The organism is Caballeronia sp. M23-90 (assembly GCF_053574605.1).
The window spans coordinates 44,732-65,106 of the sequence record NZ_JBSIPA010000002.1; the positions used below are offsets into that span (position 1 = coordinate 44,732).

General features: G+C 57.2%; 16 protein-coding genes. 13 read left to right on the forward strand and 3 right to left on the reverse strand.

Annotated features, from left to right (window positions below):
* Positions 1 to 293 precede the first annotated feature (293 nt).
* The 11 genes from ACRXB1_RS00590 to mgtA all read left to right on the forward strand — a co-directional run bounded on the left by ACRXB1_RS00590 (position 294) and on the right by mgtA (position 14,643).
* Positions 294 to 1,037: an HAD family hydrolase gene (locus ACRXB1_RS00590; RefSeq protein ID WP_449490713.1), complete on the forward strand. Its 744-nt coding sequence runs from the start codon at positions 294 to 296 to the stop codon at positions 1,035 to 1,037.
* Positions 1,034 to 3,334, forward strand: a complete 2,301-nt coding sequence (locus ACRXB1_RS00595) for a glycoside hydrolase family 65 protein (protein ID WP_449490714.1) — start codon at positions 1,034 to 1,036, stop codon at positions 3,332 to 3,334. The genes ACRXB1_RS00590 and ACRXB1_RS00595 overlap by 4 nt, the downstream gene beginning before the upstream one ends.
* Before the next feature lie 326 nt (positions 3,335 to 3,660).
* A complete protein-coding gene (locus ACRXB1_RS00600; protein WP_449490715.1) occupies positions 3,661 to 5,289 on the forward strand; it encodes an acyl-CoA synthetase in 1,629 nt (542 codons plus the stop codon).
* Positions 5,290 to 5,324: 35 nt separating this feature from the next.
* Positions 5,325 to 6,074 (forward strand): electron transfer flavoprotein subunit beta/FixA family protein, encoded by a 750-nt coding sequence (locus ACRXB1_RS00605; RefSeq protein WP_449490716.1) that lies wholly within the window; start codon positions 5,325 to 5,327, stop codon positions 6,072 to 6,074.
* A complete protein-coding gene (locus ACRXB1_RS00610) occupies positions 6,075 to 7,016 on the forward strand; it encodes an electron transfer flavoprotein subunit alpha/FixB family protein (RefSeq protein WP_449490717.1) in 942 nt (313 codons plus the stop codon).
* Between the two features lie 22 nt (positions 7,017 to 7,038).
* A complete protein-coding gene (locus ACRXB1_RS00615; RefSeq protein ID WP_449490718.1) occupies positions 7,039 to 8,826 on the forward strand; it encodes an acyl-CoA dehydrogenase in 1,788 nt (595 codons plus the stop codon).
* Between the two features lie 27 nt (positions 8,827 to 8,853).
* Positions 8,854 to 9,294 (forward strand): MaoC family dehydratase, encoded by a 441-nt coding sequence (locus ACRXB1_RS00620; RefSeq protein WP_449490719.1) that lies wholly within the window; start codon positions 8,854 to 8,856, stop codon positions 9,292 to 9,294.
* Between the two features lie 112 nt (positions 9,295 to 9,406).
* On the forward strand, positions 9,407 to 9,829 hold the full coding sequence (locus ACRXB1_RS00625) for a phasin family protein (protein ID WP_449490720.1): 423 nt from the start codon (positions 9,407 to 9,409) through the stop codon (positions 9,827 to 9,829).
* 933 nt (positions 9,830 to 10,762) lie between these two features.
* Positions 10,763 to 10,999: a hypothetical protein gene (locus ACRXB1_RS00630; protein ID WP_449490721.1), complete on the forward strand. Its 237-nt coding sequence runs from the start codon at positions 10,763 to 10,765 to the stop codon at positions 10,997 to 10,999.
* A gap of 6 nt (positions 11,000 to 11,005) precedes the next feature.
* Positions 11,006 to 12,043: a mechanosensitive ion channel family protein gene (locus ACRXB1_RS00635; protein ID WP_449490722.1), complete on the forward strand. Its 1,038-nt coding sequence runs from the start codon at positions 11,006 to 11,008 to the stop codon at positions 12,041 to 12,043.
* Entirely contained in the window at positions 12,040 to 14,643 is a 2,604-nt protein-coding gene (mgtA, locus tag ACRXB1_RS00640; RefSeq protein ID WP_449490723.1) for a magnesium-translocating P-type ATPase, read from the forward strand. Before ACRXB1_RS00635 ends, mgtA begins: the two co-directional genes overlap by 4 nt.
* 174 nt (positions 14,644 to 14,817) lie before the next feature.
* Here the strand turns inward: mgtA and ACRXB1_RS00645 are convergent, their stop codons facing one another.
* From ACRXB1_RS00645 to ACRXB1_RS00655, 3 genes are all read right to left on the reverse strand, one after another.
* Positions 14,818 to 15,465 (reverse strand): BON domain-containing protein, encoded by a 648-nt coding sequence (locus ACRXB1_RS00645; RefSeq protein ID WP_449490724.1) that lies wholly within the window; start codon positions 15,463 to 15,465, stop codon positions 14,818 to 14,820.
* A gap of 173 nt (positions 15,466 to 15,638) precedes the next feature.
* Positions 15,639 to 16,772, reverse strand: coding sequence for an alkene reductase (locus tag ACRXB1_RS00650; RefSeq protein WP_449490725.1), 1,134 nt, complete (start codon positions 16,770 to 16,772; stop codon positions 15,639 to 15,641).
* An 81-nt stretch (positions 16,773 to 16,853) separates the two neighbouring features.
* A complete protein-coding gene (locus ACRXB1_RS00655) occupies positions 16,854 to 17,624 on the reverse strand; it encodes a PRC-barrel domain-containing protein (protein WP_449490726.1) in 771 nt (256 codons plus the stop codon).
* 312 nt (positions 17,625 to 17,936) lie between these two features.
* Between ACRXB1_RS00655 and grpE the strand changes: the two genes are divergently transcribed.
* The gene (gene grpE / locus ACRXB1_RS00660; RefSeq protein WP_449490727.1) at positions 17,937 to 18,602 is read left to right on the forward strand and encodes a nucleotide exchange factor GrpE; all 666 of its coding nucleotides are present in this window, start codon (positions 17,937 to 17,939) and stop codon (positions 18,600 to 18,602) included.
* Positions 18,603 to 18,895: 293 nt separating this feature from the next.
* A partial coding sequence (gene dnaK, locus ACRXB1_RS00665) for a molecular chaperone DnaK (protein WP_449490728.1) occupies positions 18,896 to 20,375 on the forward strand: 1,480 nt, incomplete at its 3' end.

Below are 20,375 nucleotides of genomic sequence, written 5' to 3' on the forward strand. Positions count from 1 at the left end.
AACACTCCAGTTTTTTCAAGTGCTATTGATTCCGGTTGAGTCAGTCTGAGTATTTTCCGAACCTTTTTCTGACAGTCTTTTCGCCGGATACTAGATTTTTTTTGTCGCGGCGAATTCGTGCCGGCGCTTTGAGTGGACGTGGATGTCTCCGTTTTCGCAGTACGCAGCCTGACATTCTGGAGCTTGGATATGTATTCAACTGAATATGCAAGTCGTGACGCAGTCGGCGCTGAAAGCACCTCAGATTCTGTTAGCTCAAACGTCGGTATTTGCGTCTTCGGCATGGGCCGAGCATGACGCATAGCAAAGAGCCGGTTTCCGTATCACAAGGGCCTCGAACATTATCGGTGGGGATCTTTGACGTCGACGGCGTCCTCCTTGCCTCGCCTCACGAGCGCGCCTGGCGTGAAGCGCTAGGAAACTCGGGCGATGAAGCTCGCTTCACCACGGCCATGTACCAGTCTCAGGTTGCAGGCAAACCGCGGCTCGCCGGCGCTCTCGCTGCGTTGCAGGCGTTGGGTCTGCCCCACGCCGGTCCACTGGCCGAAGTCTACGCCGAGCGCAAGCAAAGACGGTTGGAGGAACTGATTCATGCGGGGGCGGTGAGTGCGTTTCCCGACGCGCTGCGTTTCGTTCGGGACGTGATGGCGTTAGGTTGGCCCATGGCTGTCGCGTCGTCGTCAAAGAACGCTAACGAAATGATGAAGCGCGTTCAACTGGACACGCACCATACGCTGCTTGATGTCTTTGGATCGAATGTCTGCGGCCGGGACTTACGACAAGGTAAGCCAAACCCGGAGATATTCCTCCTGGCTGCCGCGGATTTGGCAGCAGCGCCCAGGAACTGCTTCGTGGTGGAGGATGCGCCAGCGGGTATCGAAGCCGCGTGTGCCGGGGGGATGACGGGGCTGGGCGTCGCCCGGCTTCATGATGCAGACCTGCTCTGGGCGGCAGGCGCAAGCCTCGTTGTGACCAGCCTCGACGAAGTTTCCATCGATGAACTTGCGCGAGGGCGGCTCTGCCGACGCGCGCCATGACCGTCGCTACTACCCTCAGCGGCGCGTTGAGTCCAACAGACGATTGCGAATGGATCATAGAGGAAGCCGAATACGACCCATTGCGCGAAGGTAGCCGCGGGTCGCGCTTCGCAATTAGTAATGGCTTCCTCGGTGTGCGCGGAGCACGCGCCATACACCGGGGTGGGAGATGGGTTGGCGCGTCGCGTACCTTGGTAGCCGGACTGTTCGATACAGCAGACGAAGAACATGCCATTCCAGGTTTGATTGCAGCCCCTAACTGGCTTCACGTCCGGATTCTGCGCGACGGTGTTCCATTGACGCACCGGGAGGGTGATGGGACGTCCCAGCATCGGATACTGGATCTACGCAGGGGCTTGTTGCTGACCGATGCACGGCTCTCCAATGCGGACGTCGTTTGGGTCCGGCTACGGAGCCTGCACCTTGCCTCTCTCAGCCATCGCGCGATCGGCCTGCAGCTCATTCAGATGGAGCTCGAGCGGGGCGAAGCCGAGATCACGCTCAACGCGTCCCTTGAGGTGTCGGACACGAGTCTCTTGCCAGAGCGGGTCGAGCAGGGCTTGGGGGTATGGAATACAACCTCGTCCGGAAAACGCCTTGCAATGGCGACAGCTTTAACGCTGCTCATCGACGGCGTGGATATTGATCCGACATCAAGCAGTCCATTGCAATGGTCATGGCGATGGACGTCGCATCCTGGCCAGGTCGTTTGTCTTGCGCGGACAGTGGCCGTGACGTGCGGCGTTGCAGGAGAGGTTCATCCGGGCCAAGATGCCGTAGGGGCGCTTGATGTTGCCCGCAAACTTGGGTGGTCGGACGTCGTGGCGGCGCATGAGACAGCGTGGACCAAGCGCTGGCATTGCAGTGATGTCGAAATCGAAGGAGACGCAGCCGCACAAAGAGCGTTGCGGTTCGCCCTCTACCATCTGAACGGGGCAGCGAACCCTGACGACGAGCATGTGTCTATTGCGGCACGGGCGTTGACCGGCGACGATTATCGCGGACACGTGTTCTGGGATACTGAGATATACCTTCTTCCGTTCTTTACCCTGACATGGCCTCTCGCGGCGCGTGCGCTGCTTATGTACCGATTTCACACGCTCGATGGTGCCCGCGCGAAAGCGGCTGAACTGGGGTGGCGTGGGGCGCTCTACGCATGGGAGTCTGCGGATACCGGCGCAGAGACGTGCCCCTTGCACGTGATCGGGCCTGACCGCAAGCTGGTGGAGGTCAAATGTGGACGGCAGGAACAGCACATCAGCGCGGACATTGCTTACGCCGTCTGGCAATACTGGCAGGCCACAGGAGACGATGGTTTCATGCGCGATGCCGGCGCTGAAATCTTGATGGAGACCGCCCGGTTCTGGTCGAGCCGTGCGCGGCCGGAGCCGGATGGTCACTGCCACGTGCGCGGCGTCATCGGTCCAGATGAATATCACGAGTCAATCGATGATAACTCCTTCACCAATGTCATGGCACGATGCAACATCCGGCGCGCGCTTGACGTGGTGGAATGGTTGCGCGCACGTTGGCCCGAACAATGGGGAAGCTTGGCGGTCCGTCTCGCCTTGAGCGATGCTGAGTTGGAGCAATGGCGTACCATCGCCGAAACAATAATGACCGGCTTCAATCCGAAAACGGGTCTCTTTGAGCAGTTCGCGGGGTTTTTCTCGTTGGATGACGTGGATCTTTCACGTTATGCCGGTCGATCGGTGCCCATTGACGTGGTACTTGGCCCAGAACAGACGCGTCAATCCCAGATCGTCAAGCAGGCCGATGTGGTGGCGCTTCTCGCGTTGCTGCCGGACGAATTTCCCGGGGACACAGGCGCAAAAAACTTCGGCTACTACGCGCCACGCTGCGCTCATGGCAGCTCACTCAGCCTTGCGATGCACGGGGTCGTCGCAGCGAGACTGGGAGAGACAGAAGCCGCACTGGACTATTTTCGCCGCACGTCGGCCATTGACCTCGAAGACAACCATGCGGCTATTGACGGCGGCGTGCACATTGCGGCCTTGGGTGGAATTTGGTCGATGGTCGTATTCGGCTTTGCGGGGCTAGCGTTGCACGCGGACCATTTAACCTTGAATCCCCGCATCCCAGCGGCTTGGCAGAGTCTTCGTTTTGGATTGCAGTGGCGGGGGCGGTACCTGAAAATCAAGATCGAACACGCTACCGCAAGCCTTGAGGTGACGCTGGATGTGGGAGAGCCAATGACGCTTGTTGTCAATGGGAAGGCTTTCGCGCTAAGTCGAGAGCAACCGCTTTGGGTGTTGACAAACTTTAGTAGTCGATGACCCGCATGGCGTACGACACTATCCGCTGTATCTGAGCGCTGCTGGAAGGTCGTGCCAGCGATAAGACTCATTTGCGTTCTGCGTAGCGCTCTCTTATGCGGTCGCCCACAAACGTGAAGATCTCACACAGGCTTGACGTAGATCAACGCCGTGGCTCCGGATGGTGCTGGAATGAAAAGAGAGAGCGGATTCCATTCGAGCGCGGTTTCGCGTCACAAGGCGAAGCTGGAACCGAGATCGAAAATATCTTTATAAAAAACAAGCTTAATTATTCTGAAGTACTTATTGAATGTTTTTTAAAAACTACATACCGAACGGAGACCGCTGTGGCCAGCATTAACCCTTACGACTTCGGGCTCGAAAAGAACAGTGCTAACTATGTTCCCCTGTCGCCCATCAGTTTCATCGAGCGCGCCGCCTTGGTTTACCCGAACCATGTTGCCGTTATTCACGGGGATTTGCAGTTCACGTGGAAGCAATGCTATGAGCGTTGCTTGCGCCTTGCCTCCGCGCTCAAAAAACGTGGTGTCGGGGTGGGCGATACGGTGGCGCTGATGGCGCCGAACGTCCCGGCCATGTACGAGGCCCACTTCGCGGTGCCGATGATCGGTGCGGTGCTGAATACCCTGAATTTGCGCCTTGATGCAGAGGCTATTGGTTTCATGCTGCAGCATGGCGAAGCCAAGGTTGTCATCGCCGACCGGGAGTACTCCGGGATTATGGCGCATGCTCTGCCAATGCTTGAAGAGCGACCGCTGGTGATCGACATCAATGACCCGGAATATGAAGGCGGAAAGCTTCTTGGTGAAAAAGACTACGAAGCATTCCTGCTGGAAGGCGATGCGAACTTCGAGTGGTCATTGCCCTCAGATGAATGGAATGCAATTGCGCTCAATTACACGTCTGGTACCACCGGTAACCCGAAGGGAGTGGTCTATCACCATCGTGGAGCGTACCTCAACGCGGTGTCGAACATCCTGTCGTTAGGCATGCCGCAACACGCAGTGTATTTGTGGACACTGCCGATGTTTCATTGCAACGGCTGGTGCTTCCCCTGGACCATGGCGGCCAATGCCGGCACCAACGTGTGCTTGCGTCGCGTGGATGCAAAGGCCATATTCCATGCAATCAAGAAGTACAAAGTAACCCATTTCTGTGCCGCACCGATCGTGCATACCATGCTGATCAACACGCCGGAAGAGGCCCGCAGCGGTATCGAGCACAGGGTTTCGGGCTGTATCGCAGGCGCTGCACCGCCGGCTTCTGTCATCGAGGGGATGGAGCGGATCGGTTTTGACATTACGCATGTCTATGGGCTGACCGAAACCTATGGCCCCGCTGCCGTATGCGCCAAGCAGAACGGTTGGGACGAACTTCCTTTGGAGCAACGCGCCGAACTAAACGGACGTCAGGGTGTGCGAGCGCCAATGCAGGAAGACATGGTGGTCATGGATCCGGCAAGCATGGAGCCCGTTCCATGGGACGGTGAGACGATGGGCGAGATCATGTTCCGCGGCAATCTGATCATGAAGGGATATTTGAAAAACCCGCATGCCACGGAGAAGGAGTTTGCTGGCGGCTGGTTTCATAGCGGTGACCTGGCGGTGGTCGGACCAGACGGGTACGTCAAGATCAAGGACCGCTCGAAGGACATCATTATTTCAGGCGGGGAGAACATTTCGTCGCTCGAAGTGGAGGACGTACTTTATCGGCATGCCGCGGTAGTCGGCGCCGCGGTCGTGGCGCGGCCCGACGAGAAATGGGGTGAGGTCGCATGCGCCTTCGTCGAACTCAGGGATGACGGACAAGTCACTGAACTGGAACTTATCGACTTCTGTCGCGAACGCATGGCACGCTTCAAAGTGCCGAAGAAGATCATCTTCGGACCGCTGACAAGAACGGGATCCGGCAAGATTCAGAAGTTCCTGTTGCGCGAACAGGCCCAGGCGCTCTAGCAGCCTAAACTCGGCACACAAGCAGTGAGCGGACTATGAAGATACTGGTTAGCGTGAAACGCGTGCTTGACTACAACGTCAAGGTTCGCGTCAGCCCGGATGGGCGCGGTGTCGACTTGGCCAACGTCAAGATGTCGATGAACCCGTTCGACGAAATTGCGGTGGAAGAGGCGGTACGACTCAAGGAGGCCGGCATTGCGACAGACGTGGTAGCGGTGTCGTGCGGCACGTCCAAGTGTCAGGAGACGCTGCGCACTGCCTTAGCGATTGGCGCTGACCGTGCGATTTTGGTTGAAAGCGATGTCGAACTTCAACCGCTGGCGGTCGCCAAACTCCTTAAGGCGCTGGTAGAGAAAGAGCAGCCACAGATTGTCTTTTGCGGCAAGCAAGCCATTGATGACGATGCCAACCAGACCGGCCAGATGCTCGCTGCGCTCATGGGCTGGCCTCAAGCCACCTTCGCGTCCAAGGTGTTCGTCAAAGACAACACGGCCACCGTCACGCGCGAGGTCGATGGCGGACTGGAAACGTTAGAGCTTCGGCTTCCTGCCGTCATCACCACCGATTTGCGGCTGAACGAGCCGCGCTACGTGACGCTGCCCAACATCATGAAAGCGAAGAAAAAGCCACTCGAGACGATTGCGCCCGAAACGCTTGGCGTGGACGTCACCCCGCGGCTGGAGACCCTCGCAGTGGCGGAGCCGTCCAAGCGCACTGCCGGCATCCGCGTGGCGGACGTAAAGCAGCTTATCGATAAGCTCAAGAACGAAGCGAAGGTGATTTGAATGGCGATTCTCGTAATTGCGGAGCACGACCACATGTCGATCAAGAGTGCGACGCTGAATACCATCGCTGCTGCTAAGGAGATCGGCGGCGATATCGACGTGCTGGTTGCGGGCCACGGTTGCGATGCGGCAGCGCGGGCGGTTGCCGAGATCGACGGGGTCGTGAGGGTGCGCGTTGCGGATGCGCCGCACTATGCCGACCAGTCCGCCGAGAATGTCGCCGCCCTGGTTGTCGTCCATGCTGGCGGATACAGCCACATCGTGGCGCCGGCGACCACCTTCGGAAAGAACATGCTGCCGCGCGTTGCAGCACTGCTGGATGTAGCGCAAATCTCCGACATAGTCGCCGTGGTGTCGAGCGACACCTTTATACGCCCGATTTACGCGGGCAATGCGCTGGCCACCGTCAAATCCCGTGACGCAGTGAAAGTAATCACGGTTCGCAGCACTGGGTTCGACGCGGCTCGCCCAGGCGGGTCCGCGGTGGTCGAAACTTTGCCAGCGGGTGCCGATTTCGCTCTGTCAAAACTGACAGGGCGCGACCTCACGAAGTCGGAGCGCCCTGAACTTGGTGACGCCAGGACCATCGTCTCCGGCGGTCGAGGACTGGGAAATGGGAAGAACTACCACAGGCTGCTCGATCCCTTGGCCGACAAACTCGGCGCCGCGCTCGGTGCTTCGCGGGCAGCCGTGGATGCCGGCTTCGTACCGAACGACTATCAGGTTGGCCAGACCGGCAAAATCGTGGCCCCTGATCTGTACGTCGCCGTCGGTATATCGGGCGCGATCCAGCATTTGGCCGGCATGAAGGATTCCAAGGTAATCGTCGCTATCAACAAAGATGCTGATGCACCGATCTTCCAGGTCGCGGATTACGGCCTGGTGGCCGATTTGTTCGAGGCATTGCCGGAACTTTCCGGCTTATTGACTGAAACCGGGTAGGCCCGGACCGAAGGACACAACGATGACGACGTACGTAGCACCGACACGAGACATGCTGTTCGCGATGAGCGACCTGGCAGGCCTTGCTGAGATCGCAGCGCTGCCAGGCAATGACGAAGTAACGCCGGACCTCGTGGAAGCGATCCTCGACGAGGCGGCGAAATTTGCGTCCGAAGTGCTTGCCCCTATCAATGCTCAGGGCGACCGCCAAGGCTGCCAATGCAAGGATGGAGAAGTCACGACCGCCGACGGGTTCAAGGCCGCCTACAGCAAGTTCATCGAAAGCGGCTGGAACGCCATGCCGGCAAGTCCCGACTTCGGCGGCCAGGGCTTGCCTTCATTGGTGTCCACTGCGGTGCTCGAGATGTGGAAGGCGTCCAACATGGCTTTTTCCTTGTGCCAGATGCTGACCCTCGGTGCAGTTGCAGCTATCGCGCACCACGGGAGTGAACAGGACAAGCAACTGTACTTGCCGAAGATGGTGTCGGGCGAATGGACCGGAACCATGAACCTCACTGAGTCGCAGGCGGGCTCGGATCTGTCCGCGGTTCGCTCCAAGGCGCAGCCCGAAGGGGATCACTACCGCATCTCAGGCACCAAGATCTTCATCACGTGGGGCGAGCATGACATGGCGGAGAACATCATCCACATGGTCCTCGCACGCCTGCCAGGCGCACCGGAAGGCACGAAGGGGATCTCGTTGTTCGTCGTACCTAAGTTCCTGGTGAACGCCGACGGCAGTCTGGGCGAGCGCAACGATCTCATTTGCGCTTCAATCGAGCACAAGATGGGTATCCATGGCAGTCCGACCGCGGTCATGGCCTTCGGCGAAAACGAAGGCGCGATCGGCTACCTGGTGGGCGAAGCAAACCGTGGCCTCGCGTGCATGTTCACCATGATGAACCACGCTCGCCTCAACGTCGGACTCGAAGGCGTAGCCATCTCCGAGCGCGCTTACCAGCAGGCCTTGGGGTATGCGCGTGAGCGCGTGCAGAGCAGTCCCATCGGCTCTCAAGGCGGCGCTCCCGTCGCGATCATCCGCCACCCCGACGTACGGCGCATGTTGATGAACATGAAGGCGCGTATCGAAGCCATGCGGGCGCTCGCTTATTTCACCGCTGCTCAGATGGACAAGGCGCACTCGCATCCAGACCCAGGCGAGCGCAGGAAGCGCCAAACCATCACGGATCTGCTGACGCCCGTTGTCAAAGGGTGGTGTACCGAAAATGCCATCGACATTACTTCCACTGGCATTCAGGTGCACGGCGGTGTTGGCTTCATCGAAGAGACGGGCGCTTGCCAGCACATGCGCGATGCACGCATCACCACCATCTACGAGGGTACGACAGGAATCCAGGCAAATGATCTCATCGGACGGAAGGTGGCTCGCGATAAAGGAGCCGCGGTGAAACTTCTGCTGGATGAGATGAACGCCACCTTGGCTGCTCTCGACGCCGCGGGGGACAAAGAGCTCCGAGTCATCGGTGAATCGCTGCAAGGCGGAACATTGGCGCTGGAGCAGGCAACCGAATGGCTTCTCGCGAACTACGATCGCAATCCAGCCACCGCGGCGGCCGGAGCAGTGCCTTACCTCAAGTTATGCGGCACCGTGATGGGAGGATGGCTCATGGCGCGCGCTGCCTTGGTCGCCACAACCAGACTTTCGACGGCCGACGCCGACTTCCACCGGGCGAAGGTGGTCACCGCGCGCTTTTATGCCGAGCATGTGTTGCCTGAGGCGCAAGCCTATCGCCAGGCCATCGTCAACGGCGCCAGCTCGGTTCTCGCGTTGGAAGAATCACTGTTCTAAGCAGGCCGAACCAATAGGTGTAAGGTGATGAACGAACTCAACGGCTACGACTACGAAGATTTGAAACCGGGCATGAGCGCCACATTTGCGAAGACGATCACTGAGGCAGACATCGTGTTATTCGCCGCCGTGTCCGGCGACAACAACGCCGTGCATATCAATGAGGAGTTCGCTCAAACGACCCGGTTTAAAGGCCGAATTGCTCACGGTATGCTGACCGCCAGCGTGATCTCAGCTGCGATCGCCGGTCGGCTGCCCGGCCCGGGGACGATCTACCTGAGCCAGAATCTGCGTTTCACAGCGGCGGTGAAGCCCGGTGACACCGTCCACGCCACTGTAACCGTCAAGGAAATGTTAGCTGAGAAGCGGCGCGTAACGCTCACCACCGTCTGCCGCGTGGCCAACAAGGTGGTGATCGACGGAGACGCGCTGGTTATGCCTACTTCGAACCAGGCCCGCGACACCTAGTGACGGATGCGAACGCTTTGACCGGCACTCGCGTCCGCCGCAACAAACCGGGCGGCCATAGCATGCCTCCTGCCTGTAAACCCGCAACGAACTTACTTACCGAGAGACGATCATGGCAACTGAAACCACCACCCCATTCGCCGACGTAACCAAGCTGATCCAGCAGTTCAAGGTCCCGGGCCTCGACATGGCGCAGATCATCGAGTCGCGTCGCAAGGATATGGAGGCCCTCGTTGAGGCCAACAAGGCCACCTATGAGGCGATGCAAGCGCTCGCACGTCGGCAAACAGAGATCCTGACCCGGGCCATGCAAGAGATTCAGGAGTCTGCTAAAGCCTTGGCCGCTGGCGGGTCCGTTGGGGCGAACCTCGCGAAGCAGACTGAGTTAGTGCGCGGCGGCTACCAGAAAGCGCTGGCCGATACGAAAAGCCTAGCGGAAATGGCACGCAAGTCGCAGACCGATGCGATGGATATCATCACGCAGCGGGCCACGCAAAGCTTGGAAGAGATGAAAAGACTGATGCAGCCAAACTAAAAGGCGCCCCCATGGACGCGGCGGCCGAAGGTCGCCGCGTGGGCCAGACACCTTTAAAAAACGATGGTATCGCATTCCAAGTATTCGGTAGACCGGTCGGGCAGCCGTCGCGACGCACCCGTGCCCTGGAAGGGAACGCGATAACCCGATCGAGCAGGCGCACCGGAGTGTGAGCGACCCGCAACGCACACAAAAACTCCTCCAATGCTTCGGGTCGATCCAGCGACTATTGACATGAAGCGGCATGTGAAACGCGCTTCACCCTATCGCGAACAACACACAGCCCGGTTCGTTGCATGGCGCGAATTCACTGAGCTGGCCCACCGTCGAATGATTTCTGACCATTCGGCACACTTACCGCCATGCCGTCTCCCTCACGGCAAGTTGATAACGACGCTTGGACTGGTGCAGTCTTAAGCCAAAGCACGAATAGATTCCGACTTTTCGCACAGCCATTTCGTTCGAATTAAATTACTGCTTAACCCGTTCGCGTCCACAGGTTCCGACCGTACCTCCTCTCAGTGATTTACTGACAGAGCTCAATCGGCCGTTAGTCGCCCGTGCATTCTAATCCGCGAACCTGAGTAGTTTCCGAGCCTGCCGCGGATTCGTGGCGAAGCCCATAATCGGCTGAGCGCAGAGAAATGATTGGCTGCGGATCTATGTTGTCTCTGCTTGAGAGCCTGCCCAGCGAGGTCAGTTAGTACATCGCAGGCTCTTGTTCTGCACCGACCAGCGGGCGTTTTCCGATTGGGCTGCTCCCGCGGGACGCCGCTTTTGCACTTCGACGCAGCGATCTTCTCGCGACCGTCAGGGAGGTCGTCCCCTGACGCTGAAGCCAATTCGCGCGGGTTGGGAGGCTGCGTTTGCGCAGGCATTCACATGAGCGACGTCTAGAGCTTGCCATGGGTTCTTTGAGAGGAGCGTTAGTTCTTGCTCGTCGCCGATCTCGCACGGCATGACTGTATTGACTTTCTGCGCCAAGTGGTAGAAATGGGCATCTTCAAACAAACGAACTATCCCGTCTACAAGGTGAACCGGGATCGAGCGGATCTCAGTGCAGGCAGCTTCAACGGCGCTGCCGCCCTGTACTTGGGACGGCTCTTCGAATCACATCAATTGACGCGCCCGAAGCCGAGGACGAAACGGCACTCCGGGGCAGGGGACTAAAGCAAGATGATTGGTTTGACAGAGATTTGCCTCCTATCGACTGCGGCCGTGCTTCTGTTGCTTCGTGCACTGCCATACCTTCGACCTTACCACCCACTGTTTGGCGGCGGTGGTGTGCTACTGCTGATTACCGCAGTATTTCCGCGGACAGGTAATCCTCTAGGACAATTTCTCTTCGGGACGGCGGGAGGTGGCCTGCGCCTACCACGCGAATTGTTCGGGATCGTGTGGTGGATTCTAGGTGCGTGGTTGTTCAAAAGTCTGCTTGATCTAGTGCTACTCCGAACGTTTTTCCCCGATAATGACGAGCCTCACGCGCGACGCCTGTTCGCGGACCTTGCATCGGGTCTTATCTATGCCCTTGCGTTTGTCGGTATTGTCGGCACTGTCTTCAAAGAACCGGTCTCAACCTTCCTGGCCACTTCTGGCGTTCTGGCAATTGTCCTCGGCCTCGCACTGCAAAACACCTTGGGCGACGTGCTTTCCGGTCTCGCGATAAACATCGAGCGTCCGTTTGGAGCAGGAGACTGGATTACCCTGGCTGACCTGGTTTCTGGTCAGGTAATGCAGGTCAATTGGCGGGCCACCCGCCTTAAGACGTGGTCACATGACACTGTCGTCATACCGAATAGCTTCATCTCAAAGTCTATCGTGACAAATCACAGCCGTCCAAAGGGTCCCCACCGCTGCATTATTAGTCTCAGGGTCGATCTCGCAGTAGCGCCTTCGCGCGTGATCCAAGCGTTAATAGCGGCTGCCACCGGTAGCCCAGACATCGCCCACGGCACCACTCCGCAGGCCTACGCATGTGCATTCACGGACTCCCTCCTGGACTACGAGTTGGCCTTTGCGATCGACAGCTTTGCGCTGACGCCTGGTGCGAAATCCGAGATGATCGAGCGCATAGCGGACGCCCTCCGGGATCTTGACATCCATATTGGCAAACCGGCGATGGATGTCCGCATCGTTGCACAGGGTGATCTCGCTGTCGCCACTGGCGTGCTGCACAGCGCAGCCCCATTACAACCGAACGGAAGGCGATGAAAACGATCGGTAAATGCGAGGGCGTTAGGGAGCCGGATCTCCACGATGCTATCGGTGTCGCAAATGGCGAACCCACTCCCGATGATTTCTGGAGCGGGCCCGTAGATAGGCTTCTTGTTCACTTGGCAACTACCGCTACCGGCCTAAAGACGTCTGAGGCGCAGTCGCGCTTAGCGACCTATGGACCAAACGACGCCGCAATCGACAAGCAGGCGCCGCTGTGGCTCCGATTTCTTGCCCGCTTCCGCAATCCACTCGTCATCATCCTGCTTTTCGCAAGCGGACTATCCGCGGCGGCTGGTGACATGATGAGCTTCATCATCGTGCTGAGCATTGTCATGCTTAGCATGATCATCGATTTCGTCCAGGAGGTGCGCGCCCAGAATGCGGTCGAGGCGCTGCGCCGCTCAGTGGCGGTTGAGGCCACCGTCCGACGTAACGGCACATGCGTGTCGTTGCCGATGGACCGACTGGTCCCTGGCGACATTGTTGAACTGATCGCTGGCGACCTTGTTCCCGCTGATTCGAGATTGCTTGCAAGCCGCGATTTATTTGTAAATCAAGCCCTTCTCACGGGCGAGTCTTATCCGGCTGAGAAACAAGCCGGCGACTTGCCATCCGGTGCCGAGAAGCCGGCAGGAGCATCCAACTCGGTATTTGCGGGCACCTCAGTCATCAGCGGGACTGCGACAATCGTCGTATGCCAAACTGGCGGCAGGACGGCACTCGGACACCTCGCGACGACCCTGGCGGAAAAACCACCTGACACGGCATTCGTGGTCGGTATTCGTCGATTCGGCATGTTGATCATGCGTTTCACCGTGTTGATGGTGCTGTTTGTCCTTGTTGTAAACATCTCGTTTCATCGGCCAATTCTGGAATCGCTAATGTTTGCGGCGGCGCTCGCTGTGGGGCTGACGCCTGAGCTGCTACCGATGATCGTGACGGTGACCCTTGCCCGATCGGCGATTGCACTGGCCAAAAGAAAAGTGATCGTCAAGCGCCTTTCGGCTATACACGATCTCGGCGCCATGAACGTGCTGTGCACCGACAAGACTGGGACGCTGACGGAAGCTACTATCAAGCTTGTCCGCGCGATCGACGGCCACGGCGTCGAAAGTGGCCGCGCCTATGCGGATGCCTATATCAATAGCCGCTTCGAAAGCGGTATGAAAAGTCCACTCGACGAAGCAATACTTGCTGCCCGTCCGTTTGATATGACCGGCTGGAAGAAGCTTGACGAAGTCCCTTTCGATTTTGAGCGACGGCGCGTATCGGTCCTGGTCGAGCACAACGCCAAGCGCCGTCTAGTGGTTAAAGGCGCACCCGAAGACCTGTTGCGACTTGCCGATCGATACGTAACGCAGGATGGCCAAGAACTACCGATCGATCCTGAGACGCGGCGCGTCTTCGAGAAGACTCTCGACGCCCTCGGTGCACAGGGGCTTCGTGCACTCGGCATCGCGAGCCGTGAGGTGGATACAAGCCATCAGACTGCAGCTCTCACCGACGAGTGCAGCTTGACGTTCTCCGGTTATGCCGTTTTTCTTGACCCCCCAAAACCTAGCGCCGGTAAGACGATCAAGGCGTTGTCCGAAGCCGGTATAACAGTGAAAGTGCTTACCGGCGATAACGAACTCGTTACCCGCCACGTCTTCGACGAGATCGGCGTCGCAGTGACGGGCGTCCTCACAGGCGATTCGTTAGCCCATCTTTCGGATGAGGCTTTGCTCGGACAACTCCAGCGGGTGAACCTGTTTTGCCGCATCAATCCACAGCAGAAGCATCGTATCCTGCTGGCCCTCAAGCGGCTTGGAAACGTCGTTGGTTTCATGGGAGACGGCATCAACGATGCTCCGGCGCTGCATGCGGCAGACGTCGGGATCTCTGTTGATGGGGCCGCTGACGTGGCGCGCGCCGCCGCAGATCTCATCCTGCTCGAACATGATCTGTCGGTTGTGCGGGACGCTGTAGTCCAAGGACGCAGTGCCGTGGAGAATGTGTCCAAATATGTCTTGATGGGGGCTAGCTCTAATTTTGGCAACATGTTCAGCATGGCGGGCGCGGCGCTTATTCTGCCTTTTCTCCCCATGTTGCCAATCCAAATATTGCTCAATAACCTCATCTACAACGTCTCCGAAATCGCCATTCCTTTTGATTGCGTCGATCCGGAGGCGGTCAGTGCACCAATCAAATGGAACATCAACCTGATCCAGCGATTCATGGTCGTGTTTGGGCCAATCAGCTCCGTCTTCGACTTCCTCACGTTTTACGCATTGCTCCATCTGTTTAGGGCAGGTCCCGGGCTGTTTCAGACCGGATGGTTTATCGAATCGATGACGACGCAGATACTGGTCGTTTTCTGCATTCGCACACGACGATGGTCGTTCTCCAGCCGGCCGAGCTGGTTTCTGGTTGGCATCTCTCTGTCTGCTGTGGCCGTGGCGATCGGCCTTCCACTTCTTTCTGTGGGAAAGTGGTTCGGTTTTGTGACGCCACCTCCGATGGTGTTTGTCTACGTCATCCCCGTGACCGTTGCATATCTCGTGCTTGTCGAAATCACAAAGGCCGCCTTCTACCGTTTTGGCTTAAAAAGCTGACGGTGTTGCCGCACATTGCAGCATAGATTCCCCGTATCGGCTCGCGATTTATCGGGCAGGCAATCTTGTTACAAACACTGACGCCGGGTAGGTGGCTAATTTAGTCAACTCCGCGTGCCGCTGTGGTCCATCGACCCGCCGAGCCACTGCGTCGGTCGGCAGGCGCGGGACTAGTCAGATCACGGCGATGTCGTTCTCGACATTAGTCGTGCCAGCTGCGGCCCAAGCGGCGGCGGTTGCCTCGTCCCGCTCATACCAGGACTTTACGTTCCCAGTCAACTTCACTTTTCCACCCTGTGCGGTGACGTTGATCGTCGCGGGATCAAACCACGACCTGTCCAATGCGACGATAATATCGTCTCTGATTTTTGACGTATTTGGCCGCGGCTTGATGGTGATCTCGTTTGAGACGCCGACTACACCCCATAGTCCGCGGACATCGTACGCCGCGGCGTCTTGCTGATAATGCCAATCGACTTCGCCGGTGAGAGTAACCCAGCCTTTTTCCACTTTAGCCTTAACCGCGTCGCTGGGGATCGCTGTGTCCCATTTCATACGACTTACCGCCGCGGAAGCAATTTCTTCGTCGCCATGTTTTACGTTGAAGGGCAAACGAACCTCAAGTTCCTCGGCGACTGCCTTGACGTCCTTAAGCCGGCGCGTAACCTTCTCCGCTGCAAATTTCTCCGCATAGCTATCTACGTGACCCAAGAGAGTCACGACACCAGCTTTCGCAGTTACGCCGATGTGAGCAGCGTTTACGCTCGGTTCCCACTTCAGTCCGTCAAGCACCGCTTGTTTCAATTGTTTATCGTCAGACACGATGAATCTCCTAATTTGATACAGAACTCATGACGCCCTGAATGCATGAGGCACTACCATGCAAGGGCACGCTCGGAAAACAAATAACCGGCCTGTCCCTTCCGATGTAGGGGATGGCACCGCGACCGGTGACGGCTGTTAATATCCCTGAGTCGTATTCGAGCCAAGGCTTTTCACGCAAGCGCTATCGCGGCGCCGCTATCTTCAAGCGTGGGGTAGTCGATATAACCGTGGGTGCCGCCACCATAGAACGTTTCCGGCCCCATCAGGTCGTTAAGCGGACCATTCACTCTAAGCCGCTCCACGAGATCGGGATTGGCCATAAATAACCGTCCAAACGAAACCAAATCAGCGCGGCCGCTCGCCACCGCATCGATCGCCATCTGTCGGTCATAGCCGTTGTTGACCATCCAGACGCCGTCAAAGCAGTCATGCAGGGCGGCATAATCAAACGCAATACTGTCTCTGGCGCCCCCAGTCTCGCCCTCCACAATGTGCACATACGCCAAACGAAGGGGATTGAGGGCTCCTACGACATGCTCAAAGAGCGCCTGCGGGTCACTGTCCCGTGAATCGCCGGCGGTCGAGACAGGGGATAGCCGAACCCCGAGGCGGTCTGCGCCAATGGCGTCAGCGCAAACCCTAGTAACTTCGAGAAGGAGTTTCGAGCGGTTCTCTATGGAGCCACCATATGCGTCGGTCCGGTGATTGGTGCCATCACGCAGAAAAGCGTCAAGCAGGTAGCCGTGGGCTCCATGCAGTTCAACTCCATCGAATCCGGCCTCGACGGCTCGGATGGAGGCGTGACGGAAATCCTCGATGATGCCCGCGATCTCCTCTAACCGGAGAGCGCGCGGCATTGACACATCGACAAAGCCCTCTTTAGCCAAGAAAGTTTTGGTTTTCGCCCTAATCGCTGAAGGGCCAACGGGCGCCTGCCCGTCTGGCTGGAAACTAGTGTGAGAGACACGCCCCGTATGCCACAACTGAACAACGATTTTTCCGCCTTTCGCATGCACGGCGTCAGTAATTTTCTTCCAACCTCGTACTTGATCGTCCGTATAACATCCGGGCGTACCCGCGTAGCCCTGCGCCTGTGCCGATATCTGGGTGGCTTCTGCGATGATCAGGCCTGCCGTGGCGCGTTGGACGTAATACTCGAGAGCAAACCGACCTGGCACTAAGCCTGCGCCGGCTCGGTTTCGCGTAAGGGGCGCCATGACGATGCGATTGGCGAGTTCGAAGGCACCTGCACGCATGGGCGCGAACAGGGCCTCGGCTGAGCGGGCTGGGTAGGTTTTTTTCATTCGATGGCTCACAGATTGTGGATAGCGGATTTGTGTACTTATGCCTTGACGGCAATAGGAAGCACCTAACGACCACGACGACTATCGAGACCAGTATGCTTCTCGACCGTAGAAATTATGGAGCTGAGTCTCATACATGCGGCTCAGAGGAATTGCGTCCACGTACGCTGGACAATGCTCAACGGCGTCTCGAGTCAGCGACGTTAAAACAGTAGAGCAGTCCGAGTCCACACGCTCGACCCAATCGGTCGAGACTAATACTTCTCTTGGGCTGTCCCACCAGTCTCGCGTATCGACTGTCATGTAGCGCACCACCCATGCCTCATCGTCGAACACAACGTCAGCAACGTGCCCAATGATTCCGTCAGTGGTCGACACGGAAAAGCTTCCTACTTGTCGCCCGCTCAGCAGATGTATGTTTTCTCGTGAGCCTTTAACGTGAAGCGTCGGACGCAATCGCAACGATTCGAGTACCAGCCGTGAGTCCTCGGACGCAAAGCGAGACATATGGGTCGGTGTCGCTCTGGCGGCCCAATAGGGTTTGCATCCGTAATAGTTGAAAAGCTTGGTTTCCTGAAGGCGGGAAACTGGTCTTCCGGTATCGATGGGAGGACTTTTCTTCATTTGCCGCTTTGTCAAATTGAATGTGACAACGCCTGCCTCGAAATCGACCCCCCCAATAGAAAGAGGCGATACGCATACTTCCTGCCAGTCGTTCCATCCTGTGGCCTCAATAACGATAAAGCGGATTCCCCACGTTTCGTCGTCGAAATAGATATGCTTCACCTCGCCGAAATGGCCATCCAGGCAAATGACCCTGCAGGATTTAAGATCTTCTACACTTCTCAACATACCGGGGTCCTGTTAAAAAAGATTGGCTAATCTGCCTGCTCGCCGAAGCCACCCGCGAGGTTTATACAACCTGTTAAATCACTCTCGTCAGCTTGATGCATACACGCCGCCATGCCGTTGCGCGAATTGGTAAGCGTAGAGATGAAGTGCTACAGCCGCTAGAGTCGGAATCTACTCATGGAGACTTGCGGCTTGATCGAAATGGGTTGCGCACTTCCCGGCAATAAAGCAGCAGGGATACAGATCCTCTCTCAATGTCGCGGACTAAGAAAACGAATTAAACACCTTTGACTGAGTAGTTTCCGAACTCCCGTGCAATGGACGATCACAACTAAGATAGGAGTGTTGGCTATCCGGCTCAATTTCATCGACAGCAAAGTCCCGAATGATGTGGAAACCATGCCAGAAAAGTTCGATTCTCAGTCTCCGGTAAGCGCTTCCGCCACCAACGACCCGTACGTTGTACGGCTGTCAGACGGGCCAGACGCGATCGGCGCACCTCAAGCCCAAGACCAAGACCTCCCCGAATCTAGCGCACTACTTTTGGAAGCACGGGCTGAGGTCGCATCATTGCAAGATGAGTTTTTGCTCGCTAAAGCCGAGACAGAAAATGTGCGACGCAGGGCCCGGGAAGATGTGCAGAAGGCACGCAAATTCGCGATTGAAAGCTTCGCTGAGAACTTGCTGCCCGTACTCGATAGCTTGGAGGCAGCGCTTGCTCATTCATCCGGTGACTTTGAGAAGGTCCGCGAGGGACTTGAAATCACTCTGCGGCAATTGATTAGCGCATTAGAAAAGGGCCGTATTGTCGAAGTGAATCCTGTCGGCGAAAAGTTTGATCCCCATATACATCAGGCGGTTACGGTCGTGCCGGCAGATCAAAAAGCGAACACGGTGGTGAAGGTGCTGCAAAAAGGCTACGTGATAGCAGGGCGCGTGTTGCGTCCGGCGCTTGTGACGGTCACCGCCCCAACTTAAAGCTTTTCCTTGGAAAGTCTGTTTTCATCTCAGACATCGCAAGGTGTGAAAGTCGGCTGCAATTTGCCGACATGGTGCTTGTTGCGGGCAAACTTCTTGAGAAAATTTTCAAATGAACAGGAACTATGCAGAGGCGCATCAGTGTTCGCGAAGTGTTCGCAATCGGGCAAGACGCGAACGGTCAAACTTGGCGTACAGGGTTGAATATTAAGCGACCGTTTGAAGTTCAATGAGAAAGCACGGTGAAGTCCGATGCAGGACGCGCCACAATCAAAGTCAGGAGAGTGATTAAAATGGGCAAGATTATTGGTATCGATCTGGGAACGACGAACTCGTGCGTGGCGATCATGGAGGGCAACACGGTCAAGGTGATCGAGAACGCGGAAGGCACGCGTACAACGCCATCGATCATTGCATATGTTGACGACAACGAGATTCTTGTCGGCGCGCCAGCGAAGCGCCAGTCGGTCACGAATCCGCAGAACACGCTCTACGCCATCAAACGGCTGATCGGACGTCGGTTTGACGAAAAGGAAGTGCAAAAGGACATCGCGTTGATGCCCTACAAGATTGTGCGCGCCGATAACGGCGACGCCTGGGTCGAAGTCCGTGGCAAAAAACTCGCACCGCCGCAAATCTCGGCCGAAGTGCTGCGCAAGATGAAGAAGACCGCCGAAGACTATCTCGGCGAAGAAGTGACGGAAGCCGTGATCACGGTTCCGGCTTACTTCAACGACAGCCAGCGTCAGGCCACGAAAGACGCCGGCCATATCGCGGGTCTTGAAGTGAAGCGAATCATCAACGAACCGACCGCAGCCGCACTGGCGTTTGGCCTGGACAAGAACCAAAAGGGCGACCGCAAAATCGCGGTGTACGACCTAGGTGGAGGCACGTTCGACGTATCAATCATCGAGATTGCGGATATTGACAAAGAAAAGCAGTTTGAAGTGCTTTCCACAAACGGTGACACGTTCCTTGGCGGTGAGGATTTCGACCAGCGCATCATCGAATACATCATTGGCGAGTTCAAGAAGGAACAAGGCGTCGATCTGTCGAAGGACGTACTCGCGCTGCAACGCCTGAAGGAAGCGGCGGAAAAAGCGAAGATTGAGTTGTCGTCAACTACCCAGACTGAAATCAACCTGCCGTACATCACGGCGAATGCTTCAGGTCCGAAGCACTTGAATCTGAAGATAACCCGGTCGAAGCTGGAGTCGCTGGTTGAAGACCTGATCGAGCGCACCATGGAACCGTGCCGTGTCGCTATCAAGGATGCAGGCGTGAAGGTCGGCGATATCGACGACATCATCCTGGTCGGCGGTATGACGCGTATGCCGAAGGTGCAGGACAAGGTCAAGGAATTCTTCGGCAAGGAACCGCGTCGTGACGTGAACCCGGACGAAGCCGTGGCCGTCGGCGCCGCAATTCAAGGCCAGGTTCTGTCGGGCGATCGCAAGGACGTGTTGCTGTTGGACGTGACGCCGTTGTCGCTGGGTATTGAAACCCTCGGTGGCGTGATGACGAAGATGATCAACAAGAATACGACTATCCCGACCAAGCACGCACAGATCTACTCGACGGCTGACGACAATCAGGGTGCCGTGACCATCAAGGTGTTCCAGGGCGAACGCGAGATGGCGGCTGGGAACAAGCTGCTGGGCGAGTTCAACCTCGAAGGCATTCCGCCGGCAGCACGCGGCACGCCGCAGATCGAAGTGAGCTTCGACATCGACGCGAACGGCATTCTCCACGTCGGCGCGAAGGACAAGGCGA

Excerpts from the sequence above, each read along its gene's own strand:
- ACRXB1_RS00590 (WP_449490713.1), top strand. The coding sequence starts at position 294 with ATGACGCATAGCAAAGAGCCGGTTTCCGTATCACAAGGGCCTCGAACA.
- ACRXB1_RS00635 (WP_449490722.1), top strand. The coding sequence starts at position 11,006 with ATGATTGGTTTGACAGAGATTTGCCTCCTATCGACTGCGGCCGTGCTT.
- ACRXB1_RS00620 (WP_449490719.1), top strand. The coding sequence starts at position 8,854 with ATGAACGAACTCAACGGCTACGACTACGAAGATTTGAAACCGGGCATG.
- ACRXB1_RS00595 (WP_449490714.1), top strand. The coding sequence starts at position 1,034 with ATGACCGTCGCTACTACCCTCAGCGGCGCGTTGAGTCCAACAGACGAT.
- ACRXB1_RS00615 (WP_449490718.1), top strand. The coding sequence starts at position 7,039 with ATGACGACGTACGTAGCACCGACACGAGACATGCTGTTCGCGATGAGC.
- ACRXB1_RS00625 (WP_449490720.1), top strand. The coding sequence starts at position 9,407 with ATGGCAACTGAAACCACCACCCCATTCGCCGACGTAACCAAGCTGATC.
- mgtA (WP_449490723.1), top strand. The coding sequence starts at position 12,040 with ATGAAAACGATCGGTAAATGCGAGGGCGTTAGGGAGCCGGATCTCCAC.
- ACRXB1_RS00610 (WP_449490717.1), top strand. The coding sequence starts at position 6,075 with ATGGCGATTCTCGTAATTGCGGAGCACGACCACATGTCGATCAAGAGT.
- ACRXB1_RS00650 (WP_449490725.1), bottom strand. The coding sequence starts at position 16,772 with ATGAAAAAAACCTACCCAGCCCGCTCAGCCGAGGCCCTGTTCGCGCCC.
- ACRXB1_RS00605 (WP_449490716.1), top strand. The coding sequence starts at position 5,325 with ATGAAGATACTGGTTAGCGTGAAACGCGTGCTTGACTACAACGTCAAG.
- ACRXB1_RS00655 (WP_449490726.1), bottom strand. The coding sequence starts at position 17,624 with ATGTTGAGAAGTGTAGAAGATCTTAAATCCTGCAGGGTCATTTGCCTG.